Raw genomic sequence first — 18961 nt, 5'->3', positions numbered from 1 at the left:
GGGGCGGGCCGCGAAGCCCGCCCCAGCGCCTGCCGGACAGCGCCGGGTGACGGCCTACTCGGGGGGTGTCGGCGTGTCGTGGCTGCGGTACATCGCCTGGATGTCGAGCTCCAGCTTGACCGTGGGGCCGACCACGGCGATGCCGCGGGCGAGCATGTTGCGCCAGTTCAGGGTGTAGTCCTCGCGGTGCAGTTCCGCCGTGGCGAGGGCGGCGCAGCGCAGTTCCTGGTCGTAGCCGCCGTTCACGGCGCCGAGGTAGGTGGTGTCCAGGGTCACCGAGCGGCTGACGCCGTGCATGGTGAGGGGGCCCTGGAGGGTCCACTTGGGTCCGCTGCGCCAGGTGAAGCGGTTGCTGGCGAAGTGGATCTCCGGGAAGTTCTCGACGTCGAGGAAGTCCGCCGAGCGCAGGTGGTTGTCGCGGGTGTTGTTACCGGTGTTGATGCTGGAGGCGTCGATGACGACCTCGACGCGGGAGTCCTCCATCCGCTCGGCGATGTGGATGCCGCCCCGGAAGCGGGTGAAGCGGCCGTGCACATTGGCCATGCCGACGTGGCGGGCGATGAAGCGGATCGCGGTGTGCGGCGGGTCGAAGAGCCAGGTGCCCGGCGGGGGGAGTTCGAGCTGCTGGGAGGGTTCCATCTGCACCCGGCGGGGCGGTTCGCTCTGGCCGTGGGCGATGTCGACGGTGAGGCGGTTGGGCTGCAGCCCGCTTCCGGTGAGCAGCACGGTGTACTGCCCCGGCTCGAGCGTGGCGAGGAAGAGGCCGTGTGGATCGGTGGTGGCCTTGGCCACAGTACGGGCGGCGCCACGCGTCTCGGTGACGGTGACCTCCACGCCGCCCAGGGCCTGGCCGACGGGGTCCAGGACCTCGCAGCTGAAGGCTCCGGCACCCACGGGCAGGGGGATCCTGAGTCCTGATCCGCGGTCCGGACGCTTGGTGCGCATGCGCCGGAGCAGTGCGAGGGGCATTGCAGTCATCTCACTAACGGTTTCTCTGGGGATGTGGGCGCGTCCATGATGGAGCCCCAGGTCGGGCTCGCTGCGCTTGGGGGGTGGGTGTCAGACGTGGCCGAGGATCTTCCGTAGCGCCCCGATCAGCAACTCCCCCGCGCGCGGGGACATTTCGTGGTGGCGGAAACCGATGTGGTTGTCGGGGCGGGTCAGCAGGGCCCCGCAGTCGCCGATCTCCCGCAGCCGGGCCCAGTCGCCGTACGGGTCCTCGTACTCCTGGCCGGGGCCGATGGAGACGGTGACGAGCTGGATGCCGAGTTCCTTACGGGCCGCCGCGGCGGCCTCCTCCCAGCGGTCCCCGCCGATGCCGGTGAAGAGGGTGAACCGGCCGTGGCCACCGAGGTCGAGGGTGGACAGCCGCTCACGCCCCCGGACGACCCATGCGTGCGGCAGCTTGGCGCCGGGGCGGGTGCTGGGCTGGTGGTGCAGCTCGGGGTCGCGGCCGAAACCGGGGTCGGGGGTGCCGTCGGGGACGATGGCGTCCGACACGTACCGCTGGTTCATCTCCACACCGTGCGCGTTGAACTCGTACACCTTGGCCGCGATGGCCTCGCGCAGTCCCTGCCGTTGCTTCGCGCCATCGGGCGTGGCGGCCTTACGGGCGTCGACATTGCGCCACATCTGCTCGGTGTCGGAGGTGGCGAGCACACCCAGCGCCTCGAAAACCGGCGCGGTCTCACCGATGCTCCGATTGGCCCGCTCGACGATCTGCCGCCCCACCGGTGCCCGTTCGGCGGAGTAGGTGTCCAGAAGGGCGGGGGCGGCGGTGCCGTCGAGGACCAGCTTGAGCTTCCAGGCGAGGTTGTACGCGTCCTGGATGGAGGTGTTGGAGCCCAGCCCGTTGGACGGCGGATGGCGGTGGACGGCGTCGCCCGCACACAGCACCCGCCGGTCGGCGTAGGTCTCGGCGTACAGATGGTTGACGGTCCACGCGGAGGTCGAGGTGATGCGCACGGGGATCGTGTCGTCGCCGAGCAGCCGGTGCACCACGGACCGCGCGAACTCCTCGGTGAGGTCCGGCGGGCCCGCCTCGAGGTCGTAGCCCCACACCACCATCCACTCGGTCCAGGGGCGCACACAGCGCACCAGGCCCGCGCCGATGCCGCCCACCGTCGCGCCGGGGGCCAGCACCCAGTAGAGCGTGGAGGGGCGATGGGCGGTCAGCTCGGTGAGATCCGCCTCGAAGACGATGTTGAGGCTGCCCGCGACGCCCATCCGGCCGACCGTGGGCAGCCCGGCGTTCTCCACGACACGGCTGCGTCCGCCGTCCGCGCCGACCAGATAGCGGGCCCGGACGCGGTAGGTGTCCCCGCGCAGCCGGTCCTCGACCACCGCGGTCACGCCGTCGTCCGACTGCTCATGGGAGAGATACTCGGTGTGGAAGCGCAGCGCGGTGCCCCGGGAGACCGCGGCGTTCACCAGCACCGGCTCCATCAGGTGCTGGGGCATGTCGCACATCCGGCTGGGGCTGGCCAGTTCATGCGCGGCCTGGACGAGCGGGTCGTTGCCCCAGGAGCGCAGCCGTCCCAGCTCCTCGCCCGCGAGGCTGGTGCAGAAGACGGTGTTCCCCATCAGCGGCTGCGGCGTGGCCTGGGCGGTGACCTGGTCCTCGACGCCGAGGTCGCGCAGCACCTCCATGGTGCGCTGGTTGGTGATGTGCGCGCGGGGCGTGTCCGCCAGGCTTCCGTACCGGGTGACCATGACGTTGGGCACGCCGTAGGTGCTCAAGGCGAGCGCCGTCGCGGCTCCGGCGGGGCCACTGCCCACGACCAGTACGTCGGTCTCGACGGTCTCCACTGCTGAAGGGCTCCTCTTCGGGTGATGGGCGATCTCCTGACGACCGGCGGTCTCCCGGCGACCGGCGACCAGCGATCGGCCATTGGTGATCTTGTTCCAGAACCCGGGCCCCGAGGTGTCTCATTTCGAAACACCGGCGACGTATACGGTGGAGTGGCTGTGATGACCACCGACGACACCCCCGCCGACCCGGCCCTCTCATCCCTGCGCCGGGCGCGCGACCGGTTCCTCAGCGGACGGCCACCGGGCGACGGGGTCCCCGAGGACCTCGCCGAAGCCTGGCGACGGGCGCGGTTCTTCGGCGTACCGCGCGATCTGGTGGCCCCGCCCAGGGTCCGGCCGCCCGAGGACTCACCGCTGCTGGCCGCGGCGCGCCCCGCGCTGGACCGCGTGGCGCCCACGCTGAGCGGTGAGATGGGGCTGGTGCTGGTCGACTCCCGCTGCCGCGCGCTGTGGTCGGGCGGCGGCCGTTACACCGGCACGTCCGCCGATGTGGCCGGTCTCGATCTGTCGGAGAAGGCGGTCGGGCACAACAGCTCCGCGCTCGCGCTGCGCACGGGGCGCCTGGCCGAGGTCCACGGCCCGGAGCACTTCCTCGATCTGTGGCAGGAGGTGTCCGCGGTCAGCGTGCCGCTGTACGAGCCGACGGCCGGCCGCCCGGCCGGCACCATCACCGTGGTGACCCCGCTGGGCGAGGGCCGCACCGCCCACCCGGGCGCGGCCGTCGCCGAGGCCACCGCGCACGCCGTCGAGACGGAACTGCTGGGCCGGGCGCGCCCGCCGGAGCGGGTGCTGCTCGACGCGTATCTGCGTCAGCGGGCCGACGGGGCGGCCGTGGTGGCGCTCGACGGCAGCAGCCGCCTGGTCAGCCCGGAGGCCGCGCGGCTGCTGTCGCACGAGACGCTGGCGCGGCTGGAACGGCATGCCACGGCCCTTCTCAGGGACGCGGACGCCGGACCGGACGGCGCGCACTCCGGGACACCGGAGGAGATCGGCGTACCGGACGGCGCCGGGCTCACCGTAAGGATGACGCGCGTGGTGCGTGGGGGCGAGGTCATCGGGGCCGTCGCCACGGTGTGCCCGGCGACCCGGCGGGCGCGGGCGGCGGAGCGGCAGGGCCATGACCGGTTCCCGGGGCTCGTGGGCACATCCCCGCCCTGGCGGGTGGCCGTCTCCCGGGCGACGGAGCTGGCGCGGGCCACGGAGCCGCTGCTGCTGATCGGGGAGCCGGGCGTGGGGAAGACCGCGCTGGCCCGTGCCCTGCTCGGCCGCCGGGGCACGGCCGCACCGTGTCTGGTCGACGCCGCCGAGCAGGTGGCCGGCGAGGTCCCGCGCTGGTGCCGCGCGCTCGCGGAGGGGGACGGCGGCGCACCGCCGCTGCTCCTGCGCCACGCCGAGCGGCTGGGTCAGTCCGATGTGGCCGCGCTGCTCTCGCTGCTGGAGGAGCGGCCCGCGGTGCCATTGGTGGCGACGCACACCCCGGGTGCGCCGACCGGTCCCTGTCTGAGCCGGCTGCTGGACATCCTCTCGGCCCGGTCGGTGACGCTGCCGCCGCTGCGCGAACGCGTCGAGGACATCCCGGCACTGCTGGCGGGCCTCGCCCGGCGCCCCTCCCCCGGACGTCCCCCGCTGACCTGGAGCCTGGACGCGCGCCGGGCGCTGGAGCAGCACACCTGGCCGGGCAATGTCACCGAACTCGCCCATGTCGTACGGGAGGTGGCCGAGCGCCGCCGTTCCACCGGGCCGGTGCGGCGCGAGGAGCTGCCGTACGGACTGCGGGTGCCACCGGCCGCCCGCCGGCTGAGTGGCATGGAACGGGCGGAGCGCACGGCGATCCTGGAGGCGCTGCGCCGCCACGGGGACAACAAGGTGCGGGCCGCCGAGTCCCTGGGCATCGGCCGGGCCACGCTGTACCGGAAGTTGCGGGCGTACGGAATGGACCAGGCGTAGGGGAATGGACCAGGCGTAGGGGCGGAAACAGTCACCAGGGGGGCCGGTCGCAGGGGAGCCGGTCATCGGTCGCGGAGGGGGCAACGGTGACGCGAGACAACAGCGCCGAGGGCGAAGCGGTCACGGGCAGGCTGCTGATCCTGGAGTACGAGCAGGTGAAGGAGGAGCAGCGGGCGCGGATCGGCTTCCGCGACAATCTGCTCTACGCGACACTCGCCGCGATGGCGGCCATCATCACCTTCTCCCTCCAGAGCCATGGACGTCCGGAGCTGCTGTTGCTGCTGCCCCCGGCGTCGGCCCTGCTGGGCTGGGCATATCTGGTCAACGACGAGAAGATATCGGCCATCGGGCGGTATGTCCGGGAGGATCTGGGGCCTCGGCTGGCGGCGCTCGTCCCGGGCCGGCCACCGGTGTTCGGCTGGGAGCGGGCCCACCGCGACGACGGCCGCCGGATCTCCCGCAAGCGGCTGCAGCTCGCGGCCGATCTGTTGCTGTTCACGGTGGCGCCGATCGCCGCCCTCGTCGTGTACTGGGCCACGGAGCCGGTGCGGGCGGTGCTGCTGGCGGTGTCGGTGGTCGAGGTGGCGCTGATCACCGTCCTGGGGGTGCAGATCGTGCTGTACGCGGATCTGCACCGGCCCTGACACATGAGAACCAGACGCATGAGAACCATAGGGTGCGTCGCATCCGTAAGGTGTCGACGGAAGCTGTCCTAGGGGGGATCCATGGGCGCTGAGGGCAAGGGCGGGGCGGGGCGGGCCGATGTGGTGGTCCTGACCGCGCTGGAGGTCGAGTACCGGGCGGTGCGGGCCCATCTGGAGGACCCGCGTCCGGTCCGGGCGGAGCGGGGCGCGCAGTTCGAGCTGGGCGTGTTCCGCGACGGATCCGGCGAACGGACGGTCGCCATCCATATGACGGGTCCGGGGAATCCGGGCGCCGCGGCCTCGGTCGAGCGGGCCGCGGCGCTCTTCGCGCCCCGGGCGGTGCTGTTCGTGGGGGTCGCGGGCGGCGTCAAGGACGTCGCGCTGGGCGATGTGGTGGCCGCCGACGCGGTGTACGACTACGAGACCGGTAAGGACACCGAGTCGGGTTTCCTGCCCCGGCAGAAGACCTATCAGTGCGCGTACGGGCTGGTGCAGCTGGCCCGGCTGGTGGCGGCGGGCGACGCGTGGCAGCGGCGGATCCGCCCGGGGGACGACGCGCCACGCCCCCGTGCCCATGTGAAGCCCCTCGCGGCGGGCGGCCGGGTGGTGGCGCACCACCGCTCGGATGCCGGGCTCAGGCTCACCGCCAGTGCGGGTGACGCGCTCGCGGTGGACATGGAGGGCTTCGGCTTTCTCGCGGGCGCGTATGTCAATCAGCAGTTGGACGCGCTGGTGATCCGCGGGATCTCGGATCTGCTCGGGGACAAGGGCGAGGCGCACGACGAGCGCTGGCAGCCGGTGGCCTCCAGGAACGCGGCGGCCTTCGCCTTCGAACTGATCGGCCGGATCCCGGTGGCGGCGGACGCCCCGGCGGTGGCGGATGCCGAGACGGCCCAGCCGTTCACCGCCTATACGCGGTCCCTCGACACCGATACGCGGTCCCTCGCGGCCGATACGCCGCCGCTCGCCACCAGCACACGGTCCCTCGCCGCCGAGACGCGGCCCGAGGCCCCCCGGCGGCGCAAGCTGACGATCCGTGATCTCGGCGGTCTCGCGGACACGCTGCTGGCCGTGTCCGGGATGACCTCCCCCGCCCGCTGGCAGCAGCTGCTCGACGAGCTGCCCACCGTCGGCACCGCGGTGGGCCGTCAGTCGGCGAGCCGCGCGGAGGCCCTGTCCCTGCTGCGCACCTGCGAGGTGCGGCGCGCGATGGGCGAGCTGGTGGAGGTGGTCGCGGTGTTCGCCCCGGACGATCCGGCAGCCGCCGAACTCGCCCGGCAGGTCGAGGAGCTCGGATTGGAGTGACCCTCCTCACCCTCCCGACCCGGCGGATGCCGAACCCCGGGCCGCGTGCGCGCGGGGCCCGCACGCTCCCCGGGCCACGGCGGAAGGCCGTACCGCACACCAGGTCGCCGGAATCGTCCAGGTGGCCCCCTGGGGAGGACCTCCCTCCGCCTCACGGGCATAGGCTCCCCCGGTCCGCCACCGGGACGTGTCCCCGCCGCGGCGGGGCCCGCCGGGGGCGGGGACCGTGCCCTGGACATACTCCCCCAGGGGGTGTCAGGCGGAACTCGTGGGGAAAACAACATGTCCCGGAGTCCGAGCGGTTGGCGCCCGCGTGTGGCAGGGTCTCCGGCGGGATCATCGGCGGCGGGGACCGGTGATGCGGCCTCGGGGGAGGGCACAGCATGGCGGCCATGGGGGAAGGTGGCCTGAAATCGGTTGGCAACCTCGTCACGGCGTTGAAGGAGTTCCGCTGTCTGACGGATCCGGATCTGCGCACGCTGTGTCTGGATCTGGTCGCCATGGAGCTGGAGATGACCAGCGTTCCCGTGCGCGTCCACCGGGTGACCGACTACTTCCTGGTGGAGCTGGCCCGCGAATGCCTGGAAAACGTGCGGATCATGCACGCGCTACGCGCGTCCCTCGCGGTGATGGCGGCGGCCGACGAGGACGCCATGATGCGGCTCGACTCGGTCATGGAGCAGATGACGGCCCGTCCGGCACTGCCCGAGACCGCCGCCGCGAAGCTGCGGTCGCTGCTGGAGGAGCTGAAGATCGAGCAGTTGGGCCAGTTGTGCCGTACGGCGGCGGGCCCGCTGCAGGACATCCCCGCGGTCACCAGCCCCTGGCACGCCTTCGAGGTGCTGAGCCGGATGAACGCGCAGCCGGGCGGGGTGCCGCCGGGGCTCGCCCTCGTGGAGTACCTCGCGGCGGCGGCGCGTCCGCTGCAGCGGGCCGACGCGCTGCGCGAATGGGCCGATGAGCAGGCCCGGGAGCTGGGCCTGACGCCACAGCTGCGGTCGCTGCGGCAGCAGGTGGGGCATGCCGCCCCGGCCGGGCCGGTGGACGCCTATCTGGTGATCCGGCTGCTGCCGCAGGAGGAGGCCGGGTGCTACGAGCTCTCGTCCTGGCACCAATACGACCCGACCGGCTGGCATCCCGCCCGCGGCCCGGTCACCCAGGTCACCTCGGAGACCGCGGAACGGGCGGTCCAGACGCTGGTGTACGAGGCGGCCGAGGAGTGGGACGACGCCGGGGCGATCCATATCGAGTTCATGCTCGGCCCGGATGACCTGAATCTGCCGGTCCACCGCTGGCGTCTCGAGCTCGACAGCGAGTTGCCCACCCCGCTGTACATGGACTATCCGGTGGTCGTACGGAGCCTGGAGCGAAGCCGGACCAGACGCTGGCACCGCGAGTGGAAGCAGCGCTGGAACGTCTTCGACCAGCAGCCCGAGCGCGCCAAGCAGCTCGTCGTGGACGGCGAGGACCCGGACAGCCCGCGCTCCGGCGACACCCCTGCCCTGCTCGCCCGGCTCAAGGCCGACCCCCAGGTGGTCGCCCTGATCCTCAACTCGCCCCCGGGGGCCACCCCCGAGGGAAACTCGGAGGTGCTGACCGCCTGGCGGGCCGGGATCCCGGTGGTCGCCTGGGACGGCCGGACGCCCCGTGACCCTGGCTTCGTCCAGCAACTGAGACAAAAACAGGCCGAGCCGAGCGGGAACCTGGCACGGCTCCGCGAAGCCGTGACAGAGTTACGTCTGGACGCCCATACGATCGGCTCCGCGGAGGGGGAGCATCACCTCGGGCAATATGTGGTGCTCGTTTGGGACGACCCAACCCGACCGGTGGAACCTTTTGGGCGCATTTCGGGGCCGGACGACGGGGTAGGTGGTCGATGAGCGACGGAGAGCCTGCGCGGCGCCACAACGGACGGGTCCAGCAGGACTCGGGGTCCGCTTCCGGTGCCCTGCCGTCCGGGATACCGCGCCCCTGGTGGATCTACCAGGGCACCGGGCGCCCGCTCCACGACGTAAGCCTGGAGGAGATCCTTCCGCCGCCGCCCCCATGGCGCACCTTCGGCGGGGTCTCGGCCTGCCCGCCCGACGGCGACGGCCGGTCCGGCGCGTTATCCGATCGGGACGACACCCCGACCGAGCCCCCGGCGCCGCCGGAGGACGAGCAGGACACCGCCCGGCGGCTGGGCACGGCACCCCTGGGCGTGCGCTCCGACCCCGAGGAGGCCGATCTCGTCAACGCGGCGCTGATCCTCAGGCGTCCCCTTCTGGTGACGGGCCGCCCGGGCACCGGCAAGTCGACGCTGGCGTATCGCATCAGCCGGGAGCTGGGCCTGGGCCGGGTGCTGCGCTGGCCGATCACGACGCGATCCACCCTGCGGGCCGGGCTCTACGGCTACGACGCCGTCGGCCGTGTGCACGCCGCCGCGGCCGGCCAGGCATCGGAGGGGGACACGCACGAACCCGGACCGGAGGACATCGGCGACTTCCTCCAACTCGGCCCGCTGGGCACGGCGATGCTCCCGCACCGTCTGCCGCGCGTCCTGCTCATCGACGAATTCGACAAGAGCGATATCGATCTGCCCAATGATCTGCTCGACATCTTCGAGGCCGGCGAATTCTCCATTCCCGAGCTGGTGCGCATCCGCCGACGCCGCCCGGCCGTATCGGTCCTCACCGACGATCCGGAGCGCAGTACCGTCATCGCCTCGGGTCGGGTGCGCTGCAGCGCCTTCCCCGTCGTCGTCATCACCAGCAACGGCGAGCGGGATTTCCCGCCCGCGTTCCTGCGGCGCTGTCTCCAGCTTCGGCTGCCCGACCCGGACGCGGACCGGCTCGCCGCGATCGTGGCCGCGCATCTGGGACGGGCCGACGATCCACGCGCGCGGGAGCTGATCCAGATGTTCCTCGAGCGCAGCGAGCGCGAAGGCGGCCTCGCCGCCGACCAGTTGCTCAACGCGGTGTATCTGGTGACGGCCCAGTCGCATGTACCGGGGCCCGAGTGGGAGGAGCTACTGCAGGCCGTCTGGCACCGGCTGGACAGTGCAGCAGGCTCGACATGACATATGACCCAGGCGGCCGGTCCGCCGGGCCCGTCCCACGGGACCTCGACTGGCGGCAGCTGGCCGACGCCCTGTGGCTGGCGGTCTGCAAGGCCGAGACGGACCCCGGCCCCGGACGGCCGGACCCGGGACCCCTCCCGGGGACACCGGAGGCGGACGCCCCGCCGCCCGGTGACGAGCCGTCCGACGAGCCGCGGCAGGACCGCGAAGGGGAGCACCCCGCGGCCGAGTCCGAGGCTGGGCCCGCGGTCGCGGAGCCGCTGCTCCCCGTGGAGCTGCTCGGCGTCCCCGCACCGCCTGGAGACGCGGAGCCGGTGACCGTCGCGGAAGCCTTCGTGCCCGCGCGCCGGGCGTCGGTCTCCGAGCCGCCGCTGCCCGAGCGCGCCCTGACCCGGGCGCTGCGGCCGCTCAAGCGCACCTCGCCCTCGCTGGTCGAGATGGAGATCGACGAGGAGGCCACGGCCGAGTGCGCGGCGCGCGAGGGGCTGTGGGTGCCCGCCTTGGTGCCGGTGCGCGAGCGCTGGATGGACGCCGTTGTGGTGGTGGACTGCGGCAGTTCGATGGTGGTGTGGCGGCGGACGGCCGAGCATCTGGTCACCGTGCTGCGGCGCACCGGCGCCTTCCGGGATGTGCGGGTGCACCGGCTGAACACCGACCATCCCTTACCCGAGGACCGGTCGCCGGTCGAGGGGATGGCGCCGCGCGGCAAGCGGACGGTGCTGGTGCTCACCGACGGCATCGGCGCGGCCTGGGCCGATGAGAGCGCCCAGCGCGCGCTGGCCCACTGGGCGCGGCACGCCTCGGTCGCCGCGCTGCATGTCTTGCGCCAGGGCCGCTGGCACCACACCGGTGTGGCGCCGGAGCGGGTGCGGGTGCGGGTCCCCGAACCGGGCGCGCCCAACGGCACCTGGCGGCGGGCGGACGGCGGTTCCTGGCCGGGCGGCGCACCACCGGTCCCGGTGCTGGAGCTGGACACGCGATGGATGGCCAACTGGGCACGGTTGGTGACCCGCCCGTCGGCGACCGGCGAGGACACGATGGCGCTGCTGCCCGGGGCGCCGGCCGAGCGCTGGGACCCCGAACCCGAACCGAGCGCCTGGGACCGCGTCTTCCGGTTCCGCGCCACCGCCTCGCCGAACGCCTTCCGGCTGGCGGCCCGGCTGGCCGCCGCGCCGTTGAACATTCCCGTGATGGAGTTCGTGCAGGGGATCCACCAGCCGGAGGGCAGCCCGGGCGATCTGGCCGAGGTCCTGCTGGGCGGACTGCTGCGCAAGGTGGGGACCGCCGACCCGCTGGACGAGACGGGCATCGGCTACGAGTTCCACGACGGGGTACGGGAACTGCTGCTGTCCGCCGGGATGCGGGATGAGTCGCTGTACATCCTCGGGAGCGTCCTCGATCGGCTCGGCCGCCGCTGGAAGCCGCTGCTGATGCTCCGCGATCTGCTCAACCACCCCTCCGGGTCGGTGCGCGACCTTCCCAGGACGGAGCGCCTGCTTCCGTATATCCGCCTTCAGGAACAGGTCTACCAAGCGCTTTCCGGTCCGTATCTGGAGGGCGCGCGCTCCTTTCGCGCCCTGGTCCTGGCCCATCAGGCGCTCGCCCGCTCGGGGGAAAGCCGACCCGATCCAGTTGAAGACGCATCACGCAGGGGAAAATATGTGGACTCTGAGGCGGTTGACATGACGTACTCCACGACTCCCCGACCTGATCCGCAACCCGAGGCCGACGATTCACCATCCCCGCCGGCGCACGGCACGCCGGGCCCGGCGGCGGAGCATCTGAGAGGAACATTCGTGTCCGTGACCGCTGCCCGGTCCCAGCCCGCCGTGGAGGAGCGCCAGGCCGGGGAACCCCCGTCCATCTGGGGAAATGTACCGCCCCGGAACAACAACTTCACCGGGCGGCAGACGTTGCTCGACACTCTCCACGAGCGGCTGAGGAGCGAGGGCACCGCCGCTGTGCTGCCCGAGGCCCTGCACGGGCTGGGCGGGGTGGGCAAGTCACAGATCGCACTGGAGTACGTCCATCAGCACGCCGCCGACTACGACGCGGTGTGGTGGGTCCCGGCGGAGCGCCCCGAGCAAATCCGCCAGGCGCTGGTGCAGTTGGCCGACCGGCTCGGACTGCGCGCGGGCATGGAGGCCAACACGGCCGTGCCGAGCGTGCTCGACGCGCTGCGCACCGGACGCCCGTGCCGCAACTGGCTGCTGGTCTTCGACAACGCCGAGGAACTGGAGACGGTGCGGCCGTTCTTCCCCGCGGGCGGGCCGGGCCGGATCCTGGTCACCTCGAGGAACGCACAGTGGTCGCGCGCCGCCCGCACGGTCGAAGTGGACGTCTTCGAGCGGGAGGAGAGCATCGAGCTGCTGCGCCGCCGGGGGCCGGAGCTGCCGCGCGACCAGGCGGACCGGGTCGCCGACGCCCTGGGGGACCTTCCGCTGGCCATCGAGCAGGCGGCGGCCTGGCTGACCGAGACGGGTATGCCGGTCGACGAATACCTTCAGGTCTTCGAGGACGAGCGGGCCGATGTCTCCACCCGCCGCAACGAGCTGCTGGCGGCGGGCGTTCCGGTGGACTACCCCGAACCCGTCGCCGCCGCCTGGAACATGTCGCTGCGCCGGCTGGCCGAAACCCATCCCGGTGCGCTCCAACTTCTCCAGATGTGCTCGTTCTTCGCGCCCGAGCCGATCTCCCGGCGGCTCTTCTCCGGCGTGCGCGGGGTGTCCCTCTCCCCCGAGCTGTCGGAGGTGCTGCAGGACCCCATCAAGCTCGGCCACGCGATCCGTGAGATCAACCGCTACGCCCTGATCAAAATCAATCACCGCAACAACACAATCGAAATGCACCGGCTGGTGCAGGCCGTGCTGATCGGCCAGATGTCCACGCAACAGCAGGCGGATATGCGCCACAGCGCCCATGTGCTGCTGGCGTTCGGCGACCCCAACGACGTCGCTCCCCCGAACTGGGGGCGGTACGCCGACCTCCTCTCCCATGTCCGGGCGTCACGCGCGATGGAGTGCGATGACAAATGGGTGCGGCAGATGGTGCGTAATCTGGTCCGCTTCCTCTATATCTGGGGGGACCACGAGGGTGCGCTTGAGCTCGGTACCCAGGTGCGCCGGGAATGGGTGGAGACGCTCGGCGAGGACAGTGCGGAGACGCTGGCCGTCTCCCGGACCCTGGGCCATGTCCTGACCGTGCTCGGGCACTTCAAGGAGGCCCGGGAGCTCAACCGCCGGACGCTGGAGCTCCAGCGCGCCAAGGACGGCGACGACCACGAGAACACCCTGGTGACTCAGGGCGCGGTCGCCGTCGACACCCGCTACCAGGGCGACTACGCGCCCTACGTGGAGCTGGAGAAGGACCGCTGGACCAGGACCCTGCGGCTCTTCGGGGACGAGGACCCGTACTCCATCGGCTCGGCGAACGACTACGCCCTGGCACTGCGCGCGGTGGGGGACTACGAACGCGCCCGGCAGCTGGACGAGGGCGCCCGGCGCACCGCCGGTCTGGTGCTCGGCGAGAACGCCCTGCTCACCATTCTGGTGGAGGCCAACCTCTCCATCGACATCCGCGAGGGCGGGGACTACCTGGCCGCCCGCGACATGCTGGAGCAGACCTGCGCCCGCGCCCGCCAACTACTCCCGCAGAACGCGCCCATCGGGGTCTACGCCCTGCGCAACCTCGCCGTGGCGCGTCGTAAGGCGGGCGACCACGAGGGCGCCCTGGACCTCAGCCGGGAGGTGCTGGAGCGCTACCGGCTGCGCTACACCGAGCCCAACCTCAACATCACCATCACGGCCCTGGCCCTCTCGATGGATCTGCGGCAGACCGCCGATCTGCAGGGCGCCCGTGAGCTGGGCCGGAAATGCCTCGACGAGATGCGCGCCCTGCTGGGGGAACGGCATCCGGCGACTCTGGGCGCGGCGACCGACCTCGCCGTGACGCTGCGGCTGCTGGGCGAGACGGATGAGGCGCTCGCGCTGAACAAGCAGACGCTGCCGGTGCTCGTCGAGCGGCTGGGAGCCGACCACCCCACGGCGCTGGCCTGTGCCATCAACATGGCCAGCGACCACTACACCCTCGCGGACTACCAGGAGGCCCACGACCTGGACACCACCACCCTGGCGACCTGCCGGTCCAGGCTCGGTGAGGACCACCCCACCACCCTCGCGTGTGCGGTCAATCTGTCGGGGGATCTGCGAGCGCTGGGCGAGGGCAGGCAGGCGGAGGAGCTGCACCAGGACGCGCTCGGCAGGCTGCGCCGGGTGCTGACGGCCAACCACCCGGCGACGGTCGCGGCGGCCCGTGGCATCCGGGCGGACTGCGATGTGGAGGCGATCTCCATCTGAGCCGCCGTCCGCGGCTCCGTTCACGGGCCCCGCGCCGCGCTCCGTTCACTCGGGTGTACGCGTCCCGATCCACCGCGCCAGAGCCACCGGATCGGGACCCGCGTCCGGCGCGGTGCGCAGCTCCCGGTGGACGGCCAGGGCCAGTTCGGGGTGGTTCAGCAGCGTCGTCCTGGCCGCGCCGTCCGGCAGGCTGAGCGCGAGCCCCGCCCATGCCGCGATGTCGTCCGGGTCCGCTTGCAGGCGAGCCCGGTAGCCGCGCAGCGCGGCCACTGGGTTTCCCGCGGCCCAGTCGAGGTCAGCCTGGTCAGGGGCGTCACCATCCCCGGGCAGCCCCTCTCCCCGGTCCTCGCACAGCCGGGCGAACCCCGCCGGATCCCCGAGCCGGAGCCGGGCGAGCGCGGGGCGCGCCGGTGCCTCGGGGCGGGTCGGCCGGACGGAGGCCCCGGGCAGCTCTTCGGGAGGGTCAGTCCGTTCCCGCCAGGCCCGTGCCCACCGGACGGTCGGCTCCGGGTCCGCCGACAGGTGGCGCATGCGGTGGACAAGCCGGTGATCAAGGATCAGATCCGACGCCAGGCGCTCCGGTACGGAGGGCACCCGCTGCGCCAGCCACAGCCTCAGGCGTTCCCCCAGCCGGTTGAGGAACTCCGCGCCCCGGGGCGTCAGTTCGGCGTGAGCGAGGAGCGTGCGCAAACCCGAAGCGGTCTGTGCCCGCCGCAGCGCGAACTCGAACGCGGCGCTGTCCCGAGCCGGTCCGGGCTCGGCGCGCCGCACCCGGTCCCACCAGAAGCCGGTCACGCCCAGGAACGCATACACCCCCTGGAGGAGTCCGCGCAGCGGTCGCGGGTCCAGCCGCCAGGGCGCGTAGTGGATTTCCTCCAGGCCCCCTTCGATCAGGGGCACCAAGTCCATCAGGGCACTGAGTTTGATGTGCTGGGCCTCGTGCACCAGCGCGGCGGCGAGGGTCAGGGGGTCCGTGGCCCCGTTGAGCAGCACACAGCCGTACGCCTCCGGCGATGAGGCGCTGAACGGTTCGGGCCAGGCGGCGTACGGCACGGGCACGACGGAGGCCAGACAGGCGCCGATTCCCCGGGGGTCCACTTGGCGCTGCTCCGAGACCAGCCGCCAGGCATTGTCGAATCGCCCCTGCCAGCCCTGCCACTCTTCGTCGTCGAGCCGCTCCGGGTCTCGGATCCGGAGAAAGTCGCGATAGGGATCGATGTCATCGACAAGGGGCGAGCAGACAATCCCCTGGTGTTCTCCGCGCAGTCGCCGCAGACCGTGCCAGCCAGGAGCGTCCTCGGATAAGTCGGCGGGCAGCGTCACTGAATGCGGGCCGGATAACACCGCCGCCTTCTTCCCGCTCATGACGACCTCGGCGACATCGGTCGTGTCCGGAATGCGGGCGAATCCCAGGGCCGGCAATATCACCCCGCCCTCACGCACGGGAACGGCGCCGCGAAAGTCGATTCCGGCGAGAAGAGCGGCGGAGGCGGCTACGGCATACAGATAACCCACCACACTCCACACAGGCTCGTCCCCCGATTCCAGACCGCGCAGCCTGCGCAAACAGCGGTTGAGCCACACACCCATGGGAGGATGCAGCAGCAGCCTGTCCACGGCGGCCGGGGAGCGGTGCTCGGCCCGAATCAGCAAGTGCCAGGCGTCCCGGGGCGGGGGAAGAGGGCCGGGCAGGGCGGGATGCGCGGAGGCGATGTCCACCAGGGCGCGCAGCAGCAGCATGGTCCGGCTGCGCTGTCCCGACCTCAGTTCGGCCACGGTGGAGGGGCCGCCCGAACCCCGCGCCAACTCGGCGAAAACCTCCGCCGATAAACGATGGTTGAGGCCGCGCGTGACGGAGGACGTCATAGCCGCCTAACTCACACAACCGTCCTGCGACACCGACGAGTTGCCGATCGTCGGCGGGCGCTGGACGATGTCGAGCAGCCGCTCCGTCACCGCGGAAAGCCCCTCGTGCCGCTCAAGGTCTTCGAGTGTCGCCCCCGATAGGTCCAGTAGCTCCGTCTCGACCTCGGTCGCGACTCGTTCCATGACACGGTCCCCCTCCGGACGCTCCCTACCGGCTCATTTGCGGCATCCCTATGGTGGCCTATCCCCTATTGATTGCGAAAGGGTGAACACGGCCAGTCGGCGCCCGCCTTGTCAAGATTTTCGGACACGTCGGTGCGCAGAGGAACGCCCCGATATGCCGGTGTCATCCACCCGTTCCGGAGCGCATCGTCTCGACCTCGAACACGCCTCCGCACGCCCGGAACGATCGCGCCGAGATCTTCATCGCGTCGAAGGAATCCGGCGGATAGACGCGAATCCGCGCGGCGGCGCGGCGGCACGGGGTGTCGGTCATGCCCTCGTTCAGCGTATGCAGCGCGGCGGAGGCGCTGCCGCCGGGCGGCAGGGAGATCGGAGAGTGAGTGGGGCCGCGTCGGGTGGCGGGGGCGCCGATCGCCGAGTCGGCGGAATCGAGCAGCGAGACACCGGGATATCCGGTAAGAGTGCAGGCCGTGGCGCCCTTGTTGGTGAACACCAGGGGCAGATACACATTGCCGGCGCCCACATCCACCCGGCCGGCCGACAGCGTCAACTGCGTCTTGGAGCAGACACGGCGCACACCGGAGGCGGCGGCGGGCTGCGAGGAGGACGCAGGCGAGGGGGCGGAGTGCGCCGACGGCGGAGGGGACTGCGCGGTGCGCGAGGCGGGTCGCTCGTTCCGTGAGCCTTCGGATGTGCCGGCGGAGTCGGCCGAAGGGGAGGAGGGTGGTGCGGCCGAGGAGGCGGAGGTGACGGACGGGGCGCGGTGCGCGGAGTCCCCGTCCCTGGTGTCGCTGCCGCAGGCGGTGACCGTGGCCAGCGCGCCGACGAGCAGCGCGCATAAGACCGGTGGCCGGAGCGAGCGGGACCGCGATGTCGTCGTACGCCGAGCAGCCGAGCCGTTGCGTTGACTCATGAGCGACCTCCCGAGGTCAGCCATCTGCCGGGGACCGGCCGCGAGGTCGGGTGCCCCGATGTCTCCCGTGCGTCCCCCTTCGGTCTCCCTTCCCCGCCCGAAGGCTCTTATGTCCGGGCACATTGATCGCATCAGCGCGCCAATTCCTCACATGGGATTCTCTACCGCAAACATCAGAACGTCTTGTCCCAGCCAGAACCGTGGGATTACTGTTCGGCAGCCATCGCACTTGCCAACTGCCGTACCAGGACAGGAAGAAGGACTCCATGGCCGCTCGAGGACGTCATCGCCGGCCCCGCCCCCACCGCGTCTCCCGTGCCTCACTCGCGATCACCGCGGGCGGCGCCGGGGTCGCCCTGCCGCTCATCGGCATCAGCCAGGCGAACGCCGCCTCAGTCGCCACACCCACCTCGCCCACCCCGGCCGTCACCACCGTCAAGACGGTCACGGCCGCGAAGGCGCAGCCGCTCCTCATCGTCCCGAAGGCCGTGCCCGAGCCCCCGGCCAAGGCGCACCCTCAGCCCACCTCGTACACGGTCGTCCACGGCGACACCCTCTCCGCGATCGCGGACACGGAGAACGTGCCGGGCGGCTGGGAGCGGCTCTACGAGATCAACCGCCAGGTGATCGGCGCCGACCCGGATGTGATCCGCCCCGGCCAGCAGCTCACCCTCGCGCGCCACTGAACAGGCGCCACTGGACGGCCGGGCGTCCGGACAGCGACGGGCATACCGGCACGCGGATAGACGGACACGCGCGCATACGCGTATGAGCCTCCGCCCGCGGTGGACCACCGCGGCGGACGGCCCTGCGCCTCAACGGGCCTCAGATCAACAAATGCGCCTTGGAGTGGGTGACTTCCTCGATGTCGCCACCTGCCTTGCCGATCAGCCGGCGCGCCAGATTGGTCAGTGCCCGCGCCGCCGCGATCTCCTCGCCGACCCTCGGCTGTGACGGGTCCTCGGGGTTGCGGTTGGCACGGCCCTGAGCCAGCATCTCGGTGCCGTCGTGCATCCTCAACCGGACGACCGCTTCGGTCAGCGGACCGATCTCACGGAATTCCATCTGAATGTCGCATCCCACGATCGTCTCCATCGCGATCACCTCCTGCGTCACCTTCCAGGATGCGCCTCACCCGTCTCTCCAGTCGACCGGGACAGCAACTCCACCACCTCGTCGTCCGCGGTCTGGGAGAAGTCCTCGTACCACTCCCCCACCGCCGCGAAGTCCGAAGGGGTGGAGAGGGCCACCACCTCGTCCGCGTCCTCGCGCAGCGTGGTGACCGCGTCCGGCGGCGCCACCGGTACGGCGAGGACCACCCGGGCGGCGCCCTGGACCCGTGCGACCCGGCAGGCGGCCTGGGCCGTGGCGCCGGTCGCGATGCCGTCGTCCACGACGATCACGGTGCGGCCCTCGACCGGGACCCGTGTGCGGCCCTGGCGGAACCGGCGCGCCTTGCGGGCCAGCTCCTCCCGCTCGGTCCGCTCCACCTCGGCGAGGTCCTCCTGGTCGGCCCGGCTCATCCGGACGATCGCCTCATGGACGACCCGTACATCGCCCTCGCCGATGGCGCCGAACCCCAGCTCCCGGTGGAAGGGGACGCCGAGCTTACGGACGATGATCACGTCCAGGGGCGCATGGAGCGTCCGGGCCACCTCGAAGGCCACCGGCACCCCGCCCCGCGGCAGCCCGAGCACGACCGGTTCGGCGTCGCCCAAGGGGCGCAGCGCCTCGCCGAGGCGCTGCCCGGCGTCCACCCGGTCGGTGAAGATCATGGACTCACCCCCGCTGCTCAGGACTCTTCTGCGAAGCAAGCCGACGGTTACGAATCAAGCCGACGATTGGCCCGTCCGCAAACCGGCGGCCCCCGGCCGACGGC

At 71.8% G+C, this 18961-nt stretch carries 14 protein-coding genes; 7 read left to right on the top strand and 7 right to left on the bottom strand.

Translation table 11 applies throughout. From position 1 onward, the window contains the following. Nucleotides 1-54: 54 nt before the first annotated feature. Both CGL27_RS42175 and CGL27_RS42170 read right to left on the bottom strand, forming a co-directional pair. Nucleotides 55-969 (bottom strand): YceI family protein, encoded by a 915-nt coding sequence (locus CGL27_RS42175; RefSeq protein WP_078639138.1) that lies wholly within the window; start codon nt 967-969, stop codon nt 55-57. 90 nt (nt 970-1059) lie between these two features. After that, on the bottom strand, nt 1060-2808 hold the full coding sequence (locus tag CGL27_RS42170; protein WP_119992777.1) for an FAD-dependent monooxygenase: 1749 nt from the start codon (nt 2806-2808) through the stop codon (nt 1060-1062). 162 nt (nt 2809-2970) lie between these two features. Here CGL27_RS42170 and CGL27_RS42165 point away from each other — a divergent pair, with 162 nt between their 5' ends. From CGL27_RS42165 to fxsT, 6 genes are all read left to right on the top strand, one after another. Beyond that, nucleotides 2971-4758, top strand: a complete 1788-nt coding sequence (locus CGL27_RS42165; RefSeq protein ID WP_240450827.1) for a helix-turn-helix domain-containing protein — start codon at nt 2971-2973, stop codon at nt 4756-4758. A gap of 86 nt (nt 4759-4844) precedes the next feature. Further along, nucleotides 4845-5402, top strand: a complete 558-nt coding sequence (locus CGL27_RS42160) for a hypothetical protein (RefSeq protein ID WP_078639141.1) — start codon at nt 4845-4847, stop codon at nt 5400-5402. 81 nt (nt 5403-5483) lie between these two features. After that, nucleotides 5484-6707, top strand: a complete 1224-nt coding sequence (locus CGL27_RS42155; protein ID WP_119992773.1) for a hypothetical protein — start codon at nt 5484-5486, stop codon at nt 6705-6707. 392 nt (nt 6708-7099) lie between these two features. After that, complete coding sequence (locus tag CGL27_RS42150; protein ID WP_237298505.1) at nt 7100-8587, top strand: hypothetical protein; 1488 nt, start codon at nt 7100-7102, stop codon at nt 8585-8587. Next, on the top strand, nt 8584-9765 hold the full coding sequence (locus CGL27_RS42145; protein WP_119992771.1) for a MoxR family ATPase: 1182 nt from the start codon (nt 8584-8586) through the stop codon (nt 9763-9765). The genes CGL27_RS42150 and CGL27_RS42145 overlap by 4 nt, the downstream gene beginning before the upstream one ends. After that, nucleotides 9762-14120: an FxSxx-COOH system tetratricopeptide repeat protein gene (gene fxsT, locus CGL27_RS53310; protein ID WP_119992769.1), complete on the top strand. Its 4359-nt coding sequence runs from the start codon at nt 9762-9764 to the stop codon at nt 14118-14120. The genes CGL27_RS42145 and fxsT overlap by 4 nt, the downstream gene beginning before the upstream one ends. A 45-nt stretch (nt 14121-14165) precedes the next feature. Here fxsT and CGL27_RS53305 read toward each other — a convergent pair whose 3' ends face one another. From CGL27_RS53305 to CGL27_RS42130, 3 genes are all read right to left on the bottom strand, one after another. Next, nucleotides 14166-15986 (bottom strand): HEXXH motif domain-containing protein, encoded by a 1821-nt coding sequence (locus CGL27_RS53305; RefSeq protein WP_119992767.1) that lies wholly within the window; start codon nt 15984-15986, stop codon nt 14166-14168. 6 nt (nt 15987-15992) lie between these two features. Then, nucleotides 15993-16169 (bottom strand): hypothetical protein, encoded by a 177-nt coding sequence (locus CGL27_RS50490; RefSeq protein ID WP_162953191.1) that lies wholly within the window; start codon nt 16167-16169, stop codon nt 15993-15995. Nucleotides 16170-16332: 163 nt separating this feature from the next. Beyond that, nucleotides 16333-17082, bottom strand: coding sequence for a DUF4232 domain-containing protein (locus tag CGL27_RS42130; RefSeq protein ID WP_119992765.1), 750 nt, complete (start codon nt 17080-17082; stop codon nt 16333-16335). Between the two features lie 266 nt (nt 17083-17348). Between CGL27_RS42130 and CGL27_RS53300 the strand changes: the two genes are divergently transcribed. Then, nucleotides 17349-17768, top strand: a complete 420-nt coding sequence (locus CGL27_RS53300; protein WP_119992763.1) for a LysM domain-containing protein — start codon at nt 17349-17351, stop codon at nt 17766-17768. Nucleotides 17769-17907: 139 nt separating this feature from the next. Here CGL27_RS53300 and CGL27_RS42120 read toward each other — a convergent pair whose 3' ends face one another. Together CGL27_RS42120 and CGL27_RS42115 are read right to left on the bottom strand one after the other, a co-directional pair. Then, entirely contained in the window at nt 17908-18177 is a 270-nt protein-coding gene (locus CGL27_RS42120) for a DUF1876 domain-containing protein (protein ID WP_078647125.1), read from the bottom strand. Nucleotides 18178-18194: 17 nt separating this feature from the next. After that, complete coding sequence (locus tag CGL27_RS42115) at nt 18195-18857, bottom strand: phosphoribosyltransferase (protein WP_119992761.1); 663 nt, start codon at nt 18855-18857, stop codon at nt 18195-18197. Nucleotides 18858-18961: the final 104 nt, after the last annotated feature.

The organism is Streptomyces sp. 11-1-2 (genome assembly GCF_003595545.1).
Taxonomy (GTDB): Bacteria; Actinomycetota; Actinomycetes; order Streptomycetales; family Streptomycetaceae; genus Streptomyces; species Streptomyces hygroscopicus_B.
Note: the sequence above shows the minus strand (reverse complement) of the source record. Positions and strands in the feature narration are given on the sequence as shown.